Annotated in this window: 13 protein-coding genes; 8 read left to right on the forward strand and 5 right to left on the reverse strand. The window is 37.1% G+C overall.

From position 1 onward, the window contains the following. Window positions 1-5: 5 nt before the first annotated feature. The 5 genes from ED557_11600 (at window position 6) to ED557_11620 (ending at window position 7,619) form a co-directional block, all read left to right on the forward strand. A complete protein-coding gene (locus ED557_11600) occupies window positions 6-1,070 on the forward strand; it encodes a UDP-N-acetylglucosamine 2-epimerase (non-hydrolyzing) (protein ID RNC83336.1) in 1,065 nt (354 codons plus the stop codon). Further along, entirely contained in the window at window positions 1,070-2,179 is a 1,110-nt protein-coding gene (locus ED557_11605; protein ID RNC83337.1) for a glycosyltransferase, read from the forward strand. Before ED557_11600 ends, ED557_11605 begins: the two co-directional genes overlap by 1 nt. A 145-nt stretch (window positions 2,180-2,324) precedes the next feature. After that, entirely contained in the window at window positions 2,325-4,940 is a 2,616-nt protein-coding gene (locus tag ED557_11610) for a T9SS C-terminal target domain-containing protein (protein ID RNC83338.1), read from the forward strand. 217 nt (window positions 4,941-5,157) lie between these two features. Then, a complete protein-coding gene (locus ED557_11615) occupies window positions 5,158-6,351 on the forward strand; it encodes a hypothetical protein (GenBank protein ID RNC83339.1) in 1,194 nt (397 codons plus the stop codon). Then, window positions 6,351-7,619 carry a hypothetical protein gene (locus ED557_11620; GenBank protein ID RNC83340.1) on the forward strand — a complete coding sequence of 423 codons (1,269 nt, stop codon included), beginning with the start codon at window positions 6,351-6,353 and terminating at the stop codon, window positions 7,617-7,619. The genes ED557_11615 and ED557_11620 overlap by 1 nt, the downstream gene beginning before the upstream one ends. Here ED557_11620 and ED557_11625 read toward each other — a convergent pair. The 5 genes from ED557_11625 to ED557_11645 all read right to left on the reverse strand — a co-directional run bounded on the left by ED557_11625 (window position 7,609) and on the right by ED557_11645 (window position 12,914). Beyond that, a complete protein-coding gene (locus ED557_11625) occupies window positions 7,609-8,772 on the reverse strand; it encodes a glycosyltransferase family 4 protein (GenBank protein ID RNC83341.1) in 1,164 nt (387 codons plus the stop codon). The two genes, ED557_11620 and ED557_11625, sit on opposite strands and share 11 nt — an antisense overlap. Beyond that, window positions 8,769-8,957: a hypothetical protein gene (locus ED557_11630; protein RNC83342.1), complete on the reverse strand. Its 189-nt coding sequence runs from the start codon at window positions 8,955-8,957 to the stop codon at window positions 8,769-8,771. Before ED557_11630 ends, ED557_11625 begins: the two co-directional genes overlap by 4 nt. A gap of 3 nt (window positions 8,958-8,960) precedes the next feature. Further along, entirely contained in the window at window positions 8,961-10,211 is a 1,251-nt protein-coding gene (locus tag ED557_11635) for a hypothetical protein (GenBank protein ID RNC83343.1), read from the reverse strand. A 69-nt stretch (window positions 10,212-10,280) separates the two neighbouring features. Beyond that, on the reverse strand, window positions 10,281-11,990 hold the full coding sequence (locus ED557_11640) for a hypothetical protein (GenBank protein RNC83344.1): 1,710 nt from the start codon (window positions 11,988-11,990) through the stop codon (window positions 10,281-10,283). Between the two features lie 48 nt (window positions 11,991-12,038). Then, window positions 12,039-12,914, reverse strand: a complete 876-nt coding sequence (locus tag ED557_11645) for a DMT family transporter (protein ID RNC83345.1) — start codon at window positions 12,912-12,914, stop codon at window positions 12,039-12,041. Between the two features lie 150 nt (window positions 12,915-13,064). On the opposite strand from ED557_11645, the gene ED557_11650 reads away from it, so the two are divergent. The 3 genes from ED557_11650 to ED557_11660 are packed head-to-tail and all read left to right on the forward strand — an operon-like array spanning window position 13,065 to window position 16,401. Beyond that, window positions 13,065-13,772: a TetR/AcrR family transcriptional regulator gene (locus ED557_11650; GenBank protein RNC83346.1), complete on the forward strand. Its 708-nt coding sequence runs from the start codon at window positions 13,065-13,067 to the stop codon at window positions 13,770-13,772. Between the two features lie 48 nt (window positions 13,773-13,820). Then, window positions 13,821-15,281, forward strand: coding sequence for a TolC family protein (locus ED557_11655; GenBank protein ID RNC83347.1), 1,461 nt, complete (start codon window positions 13,821-13,823; stop codon window positions 15,279-15,281). Then, the gene (locus tag ED557_11660) at window positions 15,262-16,401 is read left to right on the forward strand and encodes an efflux RND transporter periplasmic adaptor subunit (GenBank protein RNC83348.1); all 1,140 of its coding nucleotides are present in this window, start codon (window positions 15,262-15,264) and stop codon (window positions 16,399-16,401) included. Before ED557_11655 ends, ED557_11660 begins: the two co-directional genes overlap by 20 nt. Window position 16,402: the final 1 nt, after the last annotated feature.

Raw genomic sequence — 16,402 nt, forward strand, 5'->3', positions numbered from 1 at the left:
AAAGCTTGAAAAAAATAATCTCTATTGTAGGAGCAAGGCCACAATTTGTTAAGCTCTCTCCCTTGTCGAAAATCTTAAGAGAAGATTTTAATGAAATTATCATTCACACAGGGCAGCACTTTGATGAGAATATGTCGAAGGTTTTTTTTGAAGAATTAGATATCCCCCTCCCAGATTATAATTTAGGGGTTGGTTCTGGAAACCATGGTTGGCAGACCGCCCAGATGCTTATTGAGATAGAAGAGGTTTTGATTAAAGAAAGACCTGATTTGGTAATTATTTTTGGGGATACAAACTCAACGCTAGCGGGTATTCTGGCATCATCAAAACTGAATATTGATACTGTACACATTGAAGCAGGTTTAAGAAGCTATAATATGGAGATGCCCGAAGAACAGAATCGTATTGTTTCTGATCATCTAAGTAATCATTTATTTGCTCCTTCTAAAACTGCAGTAGCAAACCTAAAAAAAGAAGGGTTATATGAAAAAGCGTATTTAACTGGAGACATTATGGTTGATAGTGTTCTTAATAATGTGGAATTAGCAAAGGAGAAATCTAAGGTGGTTTATGATTTAGAATTAACTCCTGATGAGTATTACTTAGTCACGTTACACCGCCCTTATAATGTTGATGACCCAGATTCTCTAAAAAATATACTATCAGAATTGGGAAAGTTAGGCCATAAAGTAATTTTTCCGGTTCATCCAAGAACAAGAAAAATCATTGAAAAGAATAAGCTCAGTATTGCGAATAATATCAGATTAATAAATCCACAGGGCTATTTGGACTTTATAAACCTTCAAAAAAATAGTCTAAAAATTATAACTGATTCTGGAGGGATTCAGAAAGAAGCGTATATATTGAATAAACCATGTATTACTTTGAGGTCTGAGACAGAATGGCTTGAAACCGTAGAATCAGGATGGAATTTACTAATTACTGATGCTGGAAGCTCAATGTTTAGTGAAGATATAACAGGATTTCAACCGTTAGGTGAACAAGAAAAAGTGTATGGAGAGAATGTAGCGAATAGGATGAAAGATATAATTCATGATATGATTGCTTAATGGGAAAACTTGTTCAACTATCTTCAGTTCATCACTCAAAAGATACAAGGATTTTCTACAAGATTTGTAAGTCACTCGTTAACCACGGATTCGAAGTTGATTTAATAATCCAGCATCACAAAAGCGAAAAGAAAAACGGCATTAATATTGTAGCCTTACCAATTGCTACTCGCAAATTAGATCGACTAACCAAAATAATACCTAGGATTATTTATAAGTCTTTTCAATATGATAAGGGTACAATTTTTCATTTCCATGACCCAGAGCTAATCCCAGTAGGGTTGTTGCTGAAGATGTTCGGGTATAAAGTAATTTATGATGTTCATGAAGATGTGCCCAAAACTATTCTAGAGAAAGAATGGATCCCTTTTTTTCTCAGAAAAACTATTTCGCTACTAGTAGGATTTATAGAGAAGATTGGAAATAGGGCTTTTGATGCTACAATAGTAGTTACCAATTCAATTAGAAATAGATTTTCTCATCAAACGATACTGATACAAAATTATCCCATAGTAAAACCTGAAAATAAAAGCTTAGAAGTCGAGAAGAGGCAGAGGGAAGATGTATTTTATGTAGGGAGCATTAGCTTTGTTAGAGGCATAAGAGAGATAGTTAAGGCAATAGAATTATTAAATAGAGACAGAAGTATTCAATTAGTACTTGCGGGTACCTTCATAAACTCTGAAGTAGAAAAGCAGGTAAAATCTATGGAAGGTTGGAAATACGTGAAATTCTTAGGACACATAGATCGGGAAGAACTAAAAAGAATTGCCGAATCTTGTTTGGCTGGATTGGTAATCTTTCATCCAATTCCTAATCATATTGAAGCTCAGCCAAATAAGATTTTTGAATATATGGGATATGAGCTACCAGTAATTGGTTCAAACTTTAAGCTTTGGGAGGAAATAGTGGTGCAAAATGATTGTGGCATATTAGTGAATCCATTAGATCCTAATGAAATTGCAAAAGCAGTTGAACGAATTTATAACGATCCTATTGAGGGTGATAGAATGGGCAAGAGAGGGAAAAATGCAGTTTTGAGAAAATATATCTGGGAAAATGAGGAGAAAAAATTAATTCAGTTATATAATCAATTGCTCATTGATTAATATCATTCGCGTGAAATCTTGTGGAACAATAAAGTAGATTTTATATATACTCTTTAATAAGGGTTAATTCTTTTGTAATCATTGATTTCATAAAGAAAAATTCATAGAATCATTTTTTCTAAATTTAACTTAAAGAGAGCAACCAATGAAAAAAACTATTTTATTTCTATTCATCCTTTTCCTTTTTACTACACATTCCTATTCAAGGCAAACATCACACAATTTTCCAGTTGGGATTTTTAAAGTAACAGATGAAGCAGTGGGATTTATTCCAGGTACCCAATCATTTAACGACGCCTTGTCTGATTTAAAGAATGGAACAAGTAATTCTTATGAAGGCGTAAACTTGATTCAGGCATATCGCTATGCAGATGATAATAACTCTACAGCAAACAGCCTTTGGCAAAATATTCTTAGTCAAGCAAAACTAGAAGGACTTAAGGTGCTTGTGGATGTTAGGTTTGAGGTAATAGCAGGAAGTAATCTGATTATAGATGGAACTGAGTTAACTAAATTCAGAGAAGATGTTCAATGGATTTTAGGTCATACTGAGACAGAAGCAATTGGGGGGTGGTATTTATCAGATGAGCCAGAAAATAAAGGTATAGCTGCAAGCGAATTAAATAAACTCTATACTGAATTAAAAGCAGTAGTTCCCAATGGCATAAATGAAGACGTATTTATTTCCCAGGGAGCAGCGTTTGCTAATCAAGCAACAATTAAACCCAATAACGATTATGGGGAATATTCAAATTCTTGGGATGTATTAATAGTAAATTATTATAACTATTCAGCAAACTTTGAAGACGATGATATAGAAGTATATAGTAATGTATGGTATCCTGAGACTAATCCTTTCAATTCAAATATAATTTCACATGGGTCTCTTAGAGCGTGGAGCTATATCTCACAAAAGCTTAGAGATGATCTGCAAGGTTTTCCTGGTAATCTAAGTAACAAAAAAGTATTTGCTAATCTTGTTCTGGGTGAAGAAATTCCTGTTCAATCATCGGTAATTTCGGGGTCAAACAGGTACAATACCTATAATGCAGATTTTTTGGCGTCTCATGAAATAACCCACGCAGCAATTAAGAAAGTGTATGAGTTAGGTTTTGATGGAATCTTTTTTTATGACTATATCTCTTCCTATCCTTATCCAAGTGGAAGTCCCGAATATAGAGAAGATGCAAAGGGACACTGGTTAGTTAACGAAAACTACGCAGAGGCTGTAGAAACAGAAATTCATGATCGAGATTGGTTGGTTACAGCCCTTTCCAATTCAAGTGGAAGTGATAACAGAACCTATTTAAGTAATAGGGGGAGTTCATTTTTGAATACAGCTAGCGGTCCATGCTATAATGTTACAGGACAGTGCCCTACTTCTGGTTATCACAAACCTACAGGCGGTACAGTTGTAACCCATCTATCAACTGGTGATTTATGGGGAGAAGAAAGTAGTGACTACACATACGTAATTAATACAAATCAGGACAGAAAGAGTATTGCTGATGGTGATGATGAACTGGTTTGGGCTACAGAAGATAGGGACTTTTGGATATCGGAAGACGATCATGTAAACAGCTATTTTGATAATCAACTAAATTCTTTTCAAAACTTGAACTCAGATCAAAATGCAAATTCTAATGAAGAAATTACAGCACTAGCTACCGGAGATTTTGATGGGGATGGAGATTTTGAAGTTGTAACTGCTATTTACAAAATCTACTACATAGGCTCTACTCCTTATCATACCTCTTCCATATATGTAAGTAATGAGGGTCAGAACTTTAAACAAGGTTCTCCTATCTATTCTTATGCTGGTAATTTGTATACCGGCAATGTCCCAAAAATAACTGCTTTGGTTGCGGGAGATTTTGATGGTTCAGGAAGAGATAAATTGGTTACAGCAACATGGAATAGTGGTTTTTCGGATTTATATATTTATTTATCGGATATAGCCAAAGGAGAAAGCCCTGTTTTATCATCCAATGCACTTACAATAAATACAAACTCCTCTACTTATGTATATGCTCTAGCTAAGGGTGATTTTGATGGGGATTTTAAAGATGATTTAGCTACAGTTGCAAGGCATAAAGCCAGTAACTGGAATGTACTTAGTATTTCTAAGCCTAAAGTCGGAGGGGGCACTGGTAATCCGCTACATAGTGATAACCATGTTTGGGATTCTTCTATCGAACAGTTAACAGCAATAACTGCAGGTGATTTTTATGGCGAAAGAAGAGATTACTTGATTACTGGCTTTTGGAATTCATCAACAAATAGATCCAATATATACCAAAGTAGACCTTCGTTTGATTCAGATGGTTACGGAGAAGGTGATCCAACAATAACTTCCAATTCAGAAACAACACATATATATGCCAATGGTACTTATTGGCATCCAACAGCTATGACTGTAGCTAGTTTCCGTGAGTCCGGAACAGGGTTGAGTTCTAAAGTAAACCCGGGTAATCCAGATTTAACAGTTGAAGTACCAACAGAAGTAACCCTTTCTCAAAATTATCCAAACCCATTTAATCCAGTGACCACTATAAATTATACCATTAAGGATCGCTCAGAGGTGAGTATTGATGTATATAACTTACTGGGAAGAAAGGTAGCCAGCCTGGTTAATGGGGTAAAAGAGCCGGGTACTTATTCAGTGAACTTTGATGCAAGTAACTTATCCTCAGGTATTTATATCTACGAATTGAGATCAGGTACAACGGTTCTTAAAGAAAAAATGACTCTTATCAAGTAAACTACTGTAGTTCACAAAAGAGGCCGGGTTACCCCGGCCTTTTTTTATAAAAATGATCTTCTTTGGTAAGAAACTCGAGTCTATATCTGTAATGCTCATTTTTATGCGTTACAATATGAAGAGCAGTACAACTTTTATTGCAAAGCTATACCTACTATAAGGGAGAATTGATTATTATGTCAGAATGAGTTAATAATCTTATCTATAGCAATATTTAATGCACAAAAAATCCATTAATCTCATAGAGCTCTTGTTAAGCCTGTCATTGAGGAAAAGACTAATTATTTTGATGGTTTTATTTGCAACACTAATTGGTATTGGTGTTGCTATGTTATGGCCAAAAACATACAGGGCAGAGCTTTCATTTATCGTTACGGATGGAAATTCTCTTAATTTTTCGAGTGGGGGATTATTAAGTGGACTTGCAAATTTATCGGTAAGTGGAAGTAATGTTACTTCAGATCAGGCATTAGTTTTGATTCGAAGTAGGGAAATCCAAAATACTATTATTGAAGAGTTTGACCTTGAGGAAGTTTTTGGTACTTCAATTCCTGAAGCTCTTCGAAAGAAACTTGATACCAGAATTGAAGTTGTAGAGACCAGGGAAGCAGGACTAGGGTTTAATAACATCATTTCTATCACTATGGCTTACAGTGATAAAGATCCTCAACGGGCATTTGAATTAATCAATGCTTACTACTCTGAGTTGGAAAGTAAAGTTGAAGGCCTTAATAAAAAAAATATTGAAGAAGGGTTTTTATTAATAGAAAATCGGTTAGCTCAAAATGAAGATGAGTTGAGAGAAGCAGAAGACAGCCTTGTCGCCTTTCAAACACGCTATGGGATTTTGCAAGTAGAAGAACAAGCAAGGGCCCAGATAAGTGCTATAGCTGAATTAAGGACAGAAATAGTAAAGCTGGAAGTTGAGATTGGATACCTTACTCAGGTATTAGGAGAGTCAAATTCTAAAATTTCAGATTTAAAAACTCAGAAACAGCAGTTCGAAAACAAGTATGATGAACTACTAAATGGATTTGGCCAACAAGAAGGAGACTTTGAAATTTTTAGGGCAATTTCTGAAATGCCAGAGTTATTTCTTGAGTATTTGAGAAGATATAGGAATGTTGTAGTCCAGGAAGAAATCTATAAAGTGTTGTACCCACAATACGAACAACAGAAACTTAATTATGAGGAAGTTTCTTCTGGGTTATTGGTTATCGACCCCGCGTTAATCCCAACTTATAAAGACAAACCAAAGCGTGCATATATCATTATAGCCTTTTTCTTTTTTGGGTTATTCTTTTCCGTTTTTTTAGTGCTTTTATTGGAATGGAGATCCAATCTTAAAGAAGGCAATCCGGAAGACTACGATCGATACAACAAGTTGATCCAATCTCTTACACGTTGGTGATGCAGGTCAACATCGCAAGCCCAAATAAGATTTACATAATCATCCCGATTATTATTGGGGCATATATGTCAGGTCTTGTTTACTTGTCTGAAGGTTCTGCTATTCCTCTCACAATATTCCAGCTAGCATTAATAGCTGGTTTTGCTGTATTCGTTTTTTACATATTTGCTGTAAAAAATTTAGAGATCCAATTCTATGGTCTTGAAAAAGAGTATATTCTTTTTTTGAGTATCATTTTCTTTTCACTCATTTATAGCCCGGAAAGAGAGCAAGGTATTTTTTATGTGATAAGGTATATGGTACTTATCGGAATGACATACCTGATCTATAATTGTATTGAAACTGCAAAAAACTTAAATGCTGCTATTAAGGTAATTATCGGAGCAGCCTTTTTACTCGCTCTTGGTAATATTTATCAGTTTTATATAAATCCGGAAGTAGCTGCATTTAATTATGTTAATCAGGGAGCAAGATTAATCCGTTCATCAGGTGCAGAGGCAGACCCTAATATTCTTGCCAGTAATTTCTTTATGCCAATAATGCTAGTGATAGTTTTTATCGGCAGGTTTAAAACGAAAAGGGCTCAATTATTGCTCTTTTCAATGGTAGGGGTAATGATTTTTTCGGTCTTGTTGACCTATTCCAGAAGTTCCTGGGTGGCTCTTTTTGTTGGTGTACTATTAGTATCATTAATTCAAAGAGATGGAAGATTTATCATTTTGAGCACCGTCATCTTTTTACTCTTATTCTTAGTTAGTGATAGTATTAGAACCATTTTCTTCAGCATTTTGGAAAGGTTGGGGGATGTTTTTGCTGGAACCTCCGATGATTCCTCAAAATTTAGAATCATTCTTTTTCAAACTGCCATTCTGATGTGGCTAGATACATATACCTTTGGGATAGGATATCAGGGCTTTTCAACAGTGTTCAAAGAGTACCATCCCCCTCAGGAAACAGCTTGGATATATGAACCACATAATGAGTTTTATACTGTTTTGGCAGAACTTGGCACTATTGGTTTTGTGGTTTTTGTGTACCTGATACTAAAAATTTTAAAGAGAGGGTGGAACTCAGTAATGCTTCTTAAAAATTCAGGAAAAGACTATTCAATACAACTAGCTCTATTTGCCTCATTTATATGCTATCTGGTATTCTTTCAATTTTTGGGCGGGATGCAGTTACATAGTTTATATATGATTAATATCGGATTGCTATTCGCGAGTATAAAAATAGCTCATATTGAAGAAGGGCAGGCAGCTACATCATAGCGTTGTATATCCGAGTTATACGATCTCGGAATGGTATTTTCCCAAATTTTGAAGTTACCGAGTGGTGAAGCATTTCAGGAGAGTAGTTTGAGAAGGTTTGGGACATTTTGATTATAGCGTCTGTCAATTCCGCCTGGTTTTTAGAAAGTAGTCCTGTTCCAAGTTCGATCACTTGCTTTGCACCACTTACATCTGAGCAAACTATTGGGATCCCACAGGCTGTAGCTTCCAAAATAGATACATTAAATCCTTCTCGACGGCTTGGAAGAATGTAAAAATCAGAAGCTCCATAATAGTTTAGTAGCTCATGGGGGGGCACAGGTTTATGTAGTTCTATATTGCCAAATGGGTTACTTGAGATTGAGTTTTCAATCTCTTTTGAATGAGAAGAGTTTTCAGTATTCCCAATTATGTGAAAGATTACATCCCGCAGGTCTTCATTTTCATAAATAGAGCTTATTAAACGGTCGATACCTTTCTCAGGCCTTAAATTTGCTATTGTTAGTGCATGTTTTTTAGGTGATTCCCAATTTAAAATGCTCCTGTTCTCCTCTTTTTCTACTTCTGAAACAGGGCGATATACTTCGGGATCAACCATATTATATATGATGGTTGATTTTTCCTCGACTTCGGGAAACGCGTTGATTACATCATCACTAATTTTAGGGCCAGAAAACAAAATCTTGTCCGTATGAAGGAGTACTTCTTGAATTAAACTCCTCATCTGCTTCACTGAATAGGATTGGTACCAATCGCTACCATGAATTGTAAGAGCTATCTTAAATCCCATTTTTTTCAAAGCCGGAATCATCATTCCATCCGGGTATAGCCAATGGACATGAACTATATCATAGTCGGTTTGAGATAAAACATGAGCTGCCTTTCTTGAAAGTGAATTAGAAACAATGCCCGGGAACTTCTTTCTAGGAAAAGATAGATAGGTAAATCTGTTCTTAGTCGTACTCGGAGAAAGGAATGGACTTTGGTTTTTTTTATGTCTCTCGGTTCCGATTATAGAATAAGGAGTGGGTACAAATAAATCGGTTTCAAATTCATCGAGTTCGCTTAAGAGCTCAAATTGATCCTGAACAAATTTTCCGGATTTTGGATTGTAGATAGTAGGATAAGTATGGCTTATTAAAGCTAGCTTCATACTTGATTATTTAACTGTTCAAAGGATACAAATCTGGTATTTTTGCACCTATTTTTTTGTATGATGATAGTTAATTCCTTGTTCTCAATGATCCGGGCATCTTGCTCTTCATTGCGAAAGAATCGTTTGTAATGAAGAGCTTCAAAAGAGGGCTGAAGGTTTATAAAATCTTTGAATACTTCCATAATTCATCTTCTAAGTAATGAAAAAAACCAGACGATTAGATAACTCTGAATCAAAGTTCCTACTATAGAATAGAGTAATAATGAAAGGAATACGCTACCGTAAATATAGCCTATGTAAATTGCAGAAACTCTGAGAATGAGATTTATAATTTCAATTGAGAAGGCGGCCTCTTGTTTTCCGAGTAGAAGTGGTACAAAAGAAAAAGGAGAGGTAATAAAAGAAAGGTAAAAATAAGGGACTAGGAATTGAATGTATTCTCCCGCCGTTGTCCAATCCGAGCCAAATAAAATTTTGATAATTGAGGGAGCAAAAAAGAAGAGAAGCAAAAAAGGAATAAAACCATAAACGGAAATTTTCCGGAGAATTCTAAGTGAATGCTGGTAAAGTTCCAAACCGTTATTATATCGCTCTGAAATATCCTGACTATATACCTGATACATTGAGTGCGAAATTAACTGAATTGGGGCGAAGCAAACCCTGTAGCTTAAACTATAGAACCCGGCAACGGCAGTACTAAAAAAGCTTACAAAGAGAAAATTTGGTGAATTGGACGATAACGTATTTAGCAAAGCGTGAGGTGAGGTTACAAAAGGGAATTTTTTGTATTCCTTTGCTTCTTTTAAAATGCCGGAACTTTTAAAAGGGGTGTTTCCAGATATATGTTTTCGAAGTAGCCATATAATAAATATTAAATTCAAGGCTTCTCCAAAGATCTTGCCAATCATTAACCCAAAACCATATGCTTTCGAGAAGCCGAGTATTAACTGTCCTCCATTAATCCCCGAAGATTTGAAAACTCTGGTTGTAGATAGTTTGGAAAATTGCTTCAACCTAATCATGACGCCGGATAAGATATTAGTCAGTGAAACTATTAAGACGGCAATTGGAAGACCATAAATAAATGCTGATGAATAGTTCTCCAAGTCAACAGATTCAAAAAAGCGGGCACCAAAAAAATACAGTATGATAAATAATACAGAGCTTACAACTATTGCTAAGCCTGTAGAAAAAGCAACGAGCGAAAACACTCTTCTTTTTTCCTTAGGTATGAGAAAAGCCAGTTCATATTTGCCGGTTGCTATAATTGTCATCACTGAGATTGAAGCTAAAAAGAACGCATAAGCACCAAACTCATCAGGAGTAAATATCCTGGTTAAGATTGGCGAAACAAGGAATGGGATAAGTTGAGCAACCCCGGTTCCCCCGACCATCTTTAAGAAATTTTTGTAGAATGCAGGTAGACGTTCACTCATTTAGTTAAAAGAATGCGAGGCATAAAGAGCGATTTCTTTGTTATGCAATTCGCATAAAAGAACTCAGAATTATAATGCCCCAATAGCAACAAGGGTTGTTATTATCCCAGTAATGGTAGTAATCCCTGTCATGATCAATTGAGTTCGTTGATTCCTTAATTGTTGTTTTTGAATCTCATAAGCCCTTAACGCATTTAATTCTTCTACAGGTTGTCTGTCTACATAGATCCTGTCTCCGGATTCCAAGGTAGTATCGCCCACTCTGTACCAAGTAGAATTCCCTGCTTTTAGTATAAAAATCCTGTCCAGATCCGCAGAAAGGGCAAAGCCTCCCGCATCCACTATATAATCTCGTACAGATTTTTCACTGTTGGTAAAAGGGAAGTAACCGGGATTATTTACTTGTCCAAATACGAATATGGTTTTAGAATCTTTAGGAATGTAAAGACGATCTCCATCCAAGAGTTTTAACTCTTGCATTTGTTCTTCATCAGTTAAGTCAATGTAGACCCTGTTTCTGCTTAATTGAGTTTCCGAATCTAGGTACTCTAATCCTTGAAGTACCTGATCAGATGTTCTTTTCATTATTTCTGTATTGAACTCATTTGGAATCCTGTTCCTTTCTCCGCCCCTCATTAAATAGGCAGCGCTAGGTAATGCATCATTGGTCATTCCACCTGCAAGTTTCAGGAGTTCAAATGCGGTTGTTTGCCCGCTTTTAATAGGGAAATTACCAGGGATTTTAACTTCGCCGTTAACCCAGGCTGATGCAGATGGATCAAAATATTCTCCTTGTAGCGCAATTATCCGGTCATTCGGCTGTAACTGAAAAGAGTCCCATTCACCGAATAATACCTCTACGGTATAAGTACCATCCTCAGTTTGTCTATAAACATGTAACCTTGAATTGTCTGCGATTACATCAAAGCCTCCTGCAATCTCAAGAAGGAGAGAAGGGGTATCACCTTCCCGATATTCGATTTCGTAAGCAGACTTAACTGCACCTGAGATACTAACTTTTGCAGCTTCTCTTTTAAGGGTTGTGATATTTATAGTATCACCATTTTTAAGAACAGGGTTAGATGATAGATCGCCAGTTCGGAAATAACTGACCAAGTCCGCTGTGGTGATAGTACTATCTGTATGAAGTATTGTAATGTTCCGGAGGGAATAATTTCCAGTCAATATTTGACTTGAATTTACTGTACTCCTACCCATGTTTCGGTTTCCATCGGTAAGGGAATTGAAAATTGCCTGATCCAATCTTGACTGTGATGGAATAACATATTTACCCGGATGAGGTACGCCCCCTGAAATGTGGATAATATTTGGTCTGGGGTATTCTATAGTTATATCAACGATTGGATCACGTAGCTGTCTGGAAGCTATTTCTGATATTTGCTCTTCTGCTTGCGGAATGGTAAGTCCTTCAAGCTTTACAGCGCCCATCATTGGTAAAACAACTTCTCCCTGTGGATTGACCAAAAGACCTCTTAAAAAAATAGGCTGGTTGGCTTCAATATTTATAGAGATCAGATCGTTTACACCTAGTTTATAGCTGTTTAAATCAATATTCCCTTCAAATGGGATAAGCCTTCCTGAAAGTTGTGTGCCTAGTGGATCTTTATAATAAACACCTCCGAAAGTAGACGAAAAACCGACAGTCATATCTGCTTCTGTTGACTGATTCTGGGTTTCATCTTGTGCAAAAATAGTTTGGGCTGGTGTAGCCAGAAAAACTGATAAAAGTATCAGAAAAGGTAAGTGACGAAATTTCATTAACCGGTTTGACTAATTAAATAAATGGTAGCGGTGTCTCGAATAAGTCTATTTTCTGGTTAATACAAGACCAAGTATAACAAAACCGGAGCCAATATACTGCAATATTGTTAATGCTTCATCCAAAATAAACACCCCGAAAATTACTCCGAGTACTGGAACCAGGTTTTGATACATGGCAGTACGAACCGCCCCGATCTTGATAATTCCATGATTCCAAATCAAGTAAGCAATGCCTACAGAGAGGAGGCCGCTATATAATAAACCTCCATATCCAATAGCTGAAACCTGGGTGAAATCAACCTTAACCAAAAAAGGTAAACCAACGGCTCCAAGTGTAATAATGCCTATAACCGACATAAATGCTGAATACTGAGTGGAGTTGTAGTACTTAAGGTATTTTTTAGAAAGAATAGTATATATGGCCCATGAAATGGCCGCCATCAGTGCGATTAAATCTCCTATAAATGTTTCTGAAGCAAAAGAAAGATTGTTGCTTCCCCCTGTAATTATCTTTGTTACACCAACAAAGGCAAGGGTTATTCCAATGACCTGATTCCGATTTAGCTTTTCGTCAGTAAATAGTTGGGATAGCAAGGCCACCCAGATAGGTATTGTACCTAACATTACTGCTGCATTTGCTGAAAAAGTAAGGTTGAGACCAATAATGAAAAGCATCTGATAAACGAGGTTACCGATAATACCTATGCCCAGTAACTTCCAGAAGTGTTCCCTTTTGACCATTATAGTAAAGCCCCTCAACTTGGCAGTACTAACAAGTAAGATCCCGGCTAAAAGGTATCGAAGAGCATTGAAGCTGTATGGATCAATTTCCTGAAGCGCAGTTTTAATAACGCTGAAATTAAGCGCCCAAACTATGGCAACTCCAATCAGGCTAATATCGGTGAGGGAAAATTTTTTCAAAGGTTTGAATCCGTAAGCGGGTTGAAGGTAGGAATTCCAGCCTCATAAAAGTGGATTTGTTTACCGATTGTTTACAAAGAAGTATTAGGAATTAAAGAAAAGCAACAGTACCTTTTTGACCCTAATTCAAAAAATGACTGACAGTCAAAAATGGGAATTTCAGAACGGAAAGAAAGAGAAAAAGAGCAGAAACGCGCATTGATGCTACAGGCGGCTGAAGCCTTAATCCTTGAAAAAGGACTTGAACAGCTTAATATGGATGAAGTAGCTGATCGTGCTGAGGTAAGCAAAGGTTCTCTCTACCAATATTTTAACAACAAAAATGACTTGGTATTGGGTATATGCGATAAGGCTACTACCATGCTGAATCAGGAGATTGCGAAAGTCCTCACCAAAGATTTACCTGGCCTAGACTTGGTACATCAAATTGGTGCTACTTTTATGAGTTTTGTGAACGATCACCCCGAGTTTTTTAGAGCGATGAGATTTCATGATAACTTGAAGGAGACAAATGCTTTAGAGGAAAGTGCATTTCTGGGTGCATGCCAGCATAATATGCAGAGTTCCTTTACCTATATGGTAAGGGCTATCCAAATTGGTATTCAGGATGGGAGCATAAATCCAATGTACGACCCAAAGGAGCTGGCTATTTTACTTTGGGGAACTTCTCATGGAATGGTTAGCCTGGCTTATCAACATCAAAATACACAGCACTTTAACCTAATAGAAGAACTGGGAATCACTTTGAAGATGATGTTTGACGGATATATGAAAATGATCGGATGCGGCATCGCAACCGAAGAGAGGAAAAAAGACTATGACTCCGAGTCATTTTTTGAAACCCAAGAGGTAGGTTAGCGTACGGCGGCGGCGATTTTTTTAGAGTATGAAACAATAAACATAAACATGAACCAAACAAGAAAAATGAAACGAAGTTGGGTGATATTATTAGTGGGATTATTTGCTTTGCAAGCATCACTTTCTCATGCCCAAACTGCAAAGACAGAGTTTGTTCAGGATTTTGAGCTTACTCTGGACGAAGCTATTGAAATAGCGGTAGCTAATAATCCACAAGTTAATCGGGCATTGCTCTCGGTAGATGATGCGGATGAGTTAGTGAAAATCGCATATAGTGAGATTTTTCCTGAAATAACCTCAAGCATAAGCTATACCCGAAACATGGAAATTCCCGTTACTTTTGTGCCAGGAGAATTTTTTGGCGGAGATCCAGGAACACTTATCCCAGTAGAATTTGGTACGGATAACAACTGGCAGGGAGGTTTTACAGTTAACCAAACACTATTTCGAGGAGAAACTATTGTTGGTTTAAGTTCGGCTACCGTTTTTAAAACCGTTCAGGATGAAAACCTTCGTGCTACAACTCAACAGGTTGTTACTCAAACCCGAGTAGCTTATTACCAGGTATTGGCAGCATTGGAGCAACTCCGACTTCAGGAAATTCAAATTGAGCGTTTGGAGCAAAACCTTAGGGAGAATGAAGCAAGGGAAGAAGCAGGGCTGGTAGACTCTTATGCTACCCTAAGTTTACGTGTTCAGCTAAGTAATCAACGCCCTCAACAAATTGAGGCGGCCTATGCTGTTAATGAAGCATACCGTGTTTTAAAAATTACTCTTGGCGTACCTCTTCAACTTGATTTTGAAGTGAAAGGGGATTTAAATGAATATGATATCCTTTCAACATCAGCGGCGGGTTCTGATAATGATCATATATTCAGAATAGACCAAATGAATGCTTACACCTATGAAAATCAACAAGTAGATACTGCGGGGTTGGATTATAATAGGGGAGACTTAAGGGTTTTAGATGCAACTCTGGATTTAAGAGCTAAGGAATTAACAGCGGTAAAGAGCAGGTTCCTTCCTACCCTATCTGCAACCTATAATCTTCAGTGGAGTTCTGCTGAACCTGACGCCCCAAATTTTTTTGAAAATTCAGAGCGGTTTCAAACTTTGGGGTTCAATCTAAGTCTCCCTTTGTTTCAGGGCTTCGAAAGAGTAGCAGATGTTCAACGAGTAAAGATTCAGCAAAAAGATCTACAGGAACAAAGAAGAGCAGCCATATTAAATGCTCAGAACGAAATAATTTCAGCAAGTGAAGATTTAAATCGGGCATTCGAAACTGCCGAAGGCCGTAAGATTGCACTTGAGCAAGCTACAGAAGGTTATGACCGCGCTCAAAAAAGATTAGAAAACGGGCTGGGTTCTCAGCTTGAGGTTACTGATGCTGAAGTTCAGGTCAGGCAGGCAGAACTGAATTATGCCCTCATGGTTTTTGAATATCTCAGCGCAAAAGCGACCTACGATTTAGCAACTGGTAGAGTACCCTATGTTGATATCGAATTTTAGAATGAAATTATTAATGAAAACACCATCCATAAACATGAAAAAGATAAACCTGTTTGCTTCACTGCTTATCCTTATTGCATTTGCAGCTTGTTCCGGAAGTGAAGAAACACAAACCACAACTGAAGAAGAACTGGTAAAATCAGTGAACGTGACGACACGTACGATTCAACCTTCAACTTTTGCGAGCTATGTGCGAGTAGTAGGTACCGTTGAGACTTCGAATGATATCATGATAGCTGCAGAAGTAAGCGGTCGTGTAGTTTCATATAGTGTTAAAGAGGGAGAAACAGTCCGAAAAGGTCAAAATATCCTTCGGATTGATGATTCTAAGCTAAAGCAGGAACAGGCACGTCTTGAAGCTATGACTGCCCAGGCAAAAGAAAGCTATGATCGACTTAAGAAAGTCTATGAAGAAGATGGGATCGGTTCAGAGCTTGATTACCTGAATGCGAAGTATGCTTATGAGCAAAGTAATTCTGCATTGGAATCCATAAACGTAGATTTGGCAAATACAGAAATAAAGGCGCCTTTCACTGGTGTTGTAGAAACAAGGTCAGTAGAAGTTGGAGAAATGGTTAGCCTGGGAATGCCTGTAGTGCGTTTAATCGGATCAAATGATTTTAAAGTTACGGCTGGTGTACCCGCAAGATATGCAGATGCTATTTCAACTGGTGATGATGTTGACATCTGGTTTGATACTCAAAGCGGAGATACATTGTCTGGTACCATTGGCTTTACCGCAAGTAGTATAAATCCTCAGAACCGAACATTCCGAATTGAAGTTGAACTTCCGGGAAGTGCTGATCAATACAAAGTGGATATGATTGCAAATGTTCGTCTGAAAACAAATCAGCAAGAAGAGGTACTGGTAATAAGTGAGGAGTTTGTCTACTCAAAAGATAACAACTATGTAGTATATGTACTTGCGCAGGATGAAAGTGGAAATACAGTAGCTGAAGAGCGAAGAGTTACATTAGGCCTTTCCTACAAAACAGATGTAATTGTAGAAAACGGACTAAGAGAAGGTGACCGATTGATTACTCTGGGGTCTGCCTTTTTGGATGATGGAATGAGGGTGACACTCAAAGACGAGCCCTTCTCATCATTAGCTTCAAACTAAT

This window comes from Balneola sp., assembly GCA_003712055.1.
Taxonomy (GTDB): domain Bacteria; phylum Bacteroidota; class Rhodothermia; order Balneolales; family Balneolaceae; genus RHLJ01.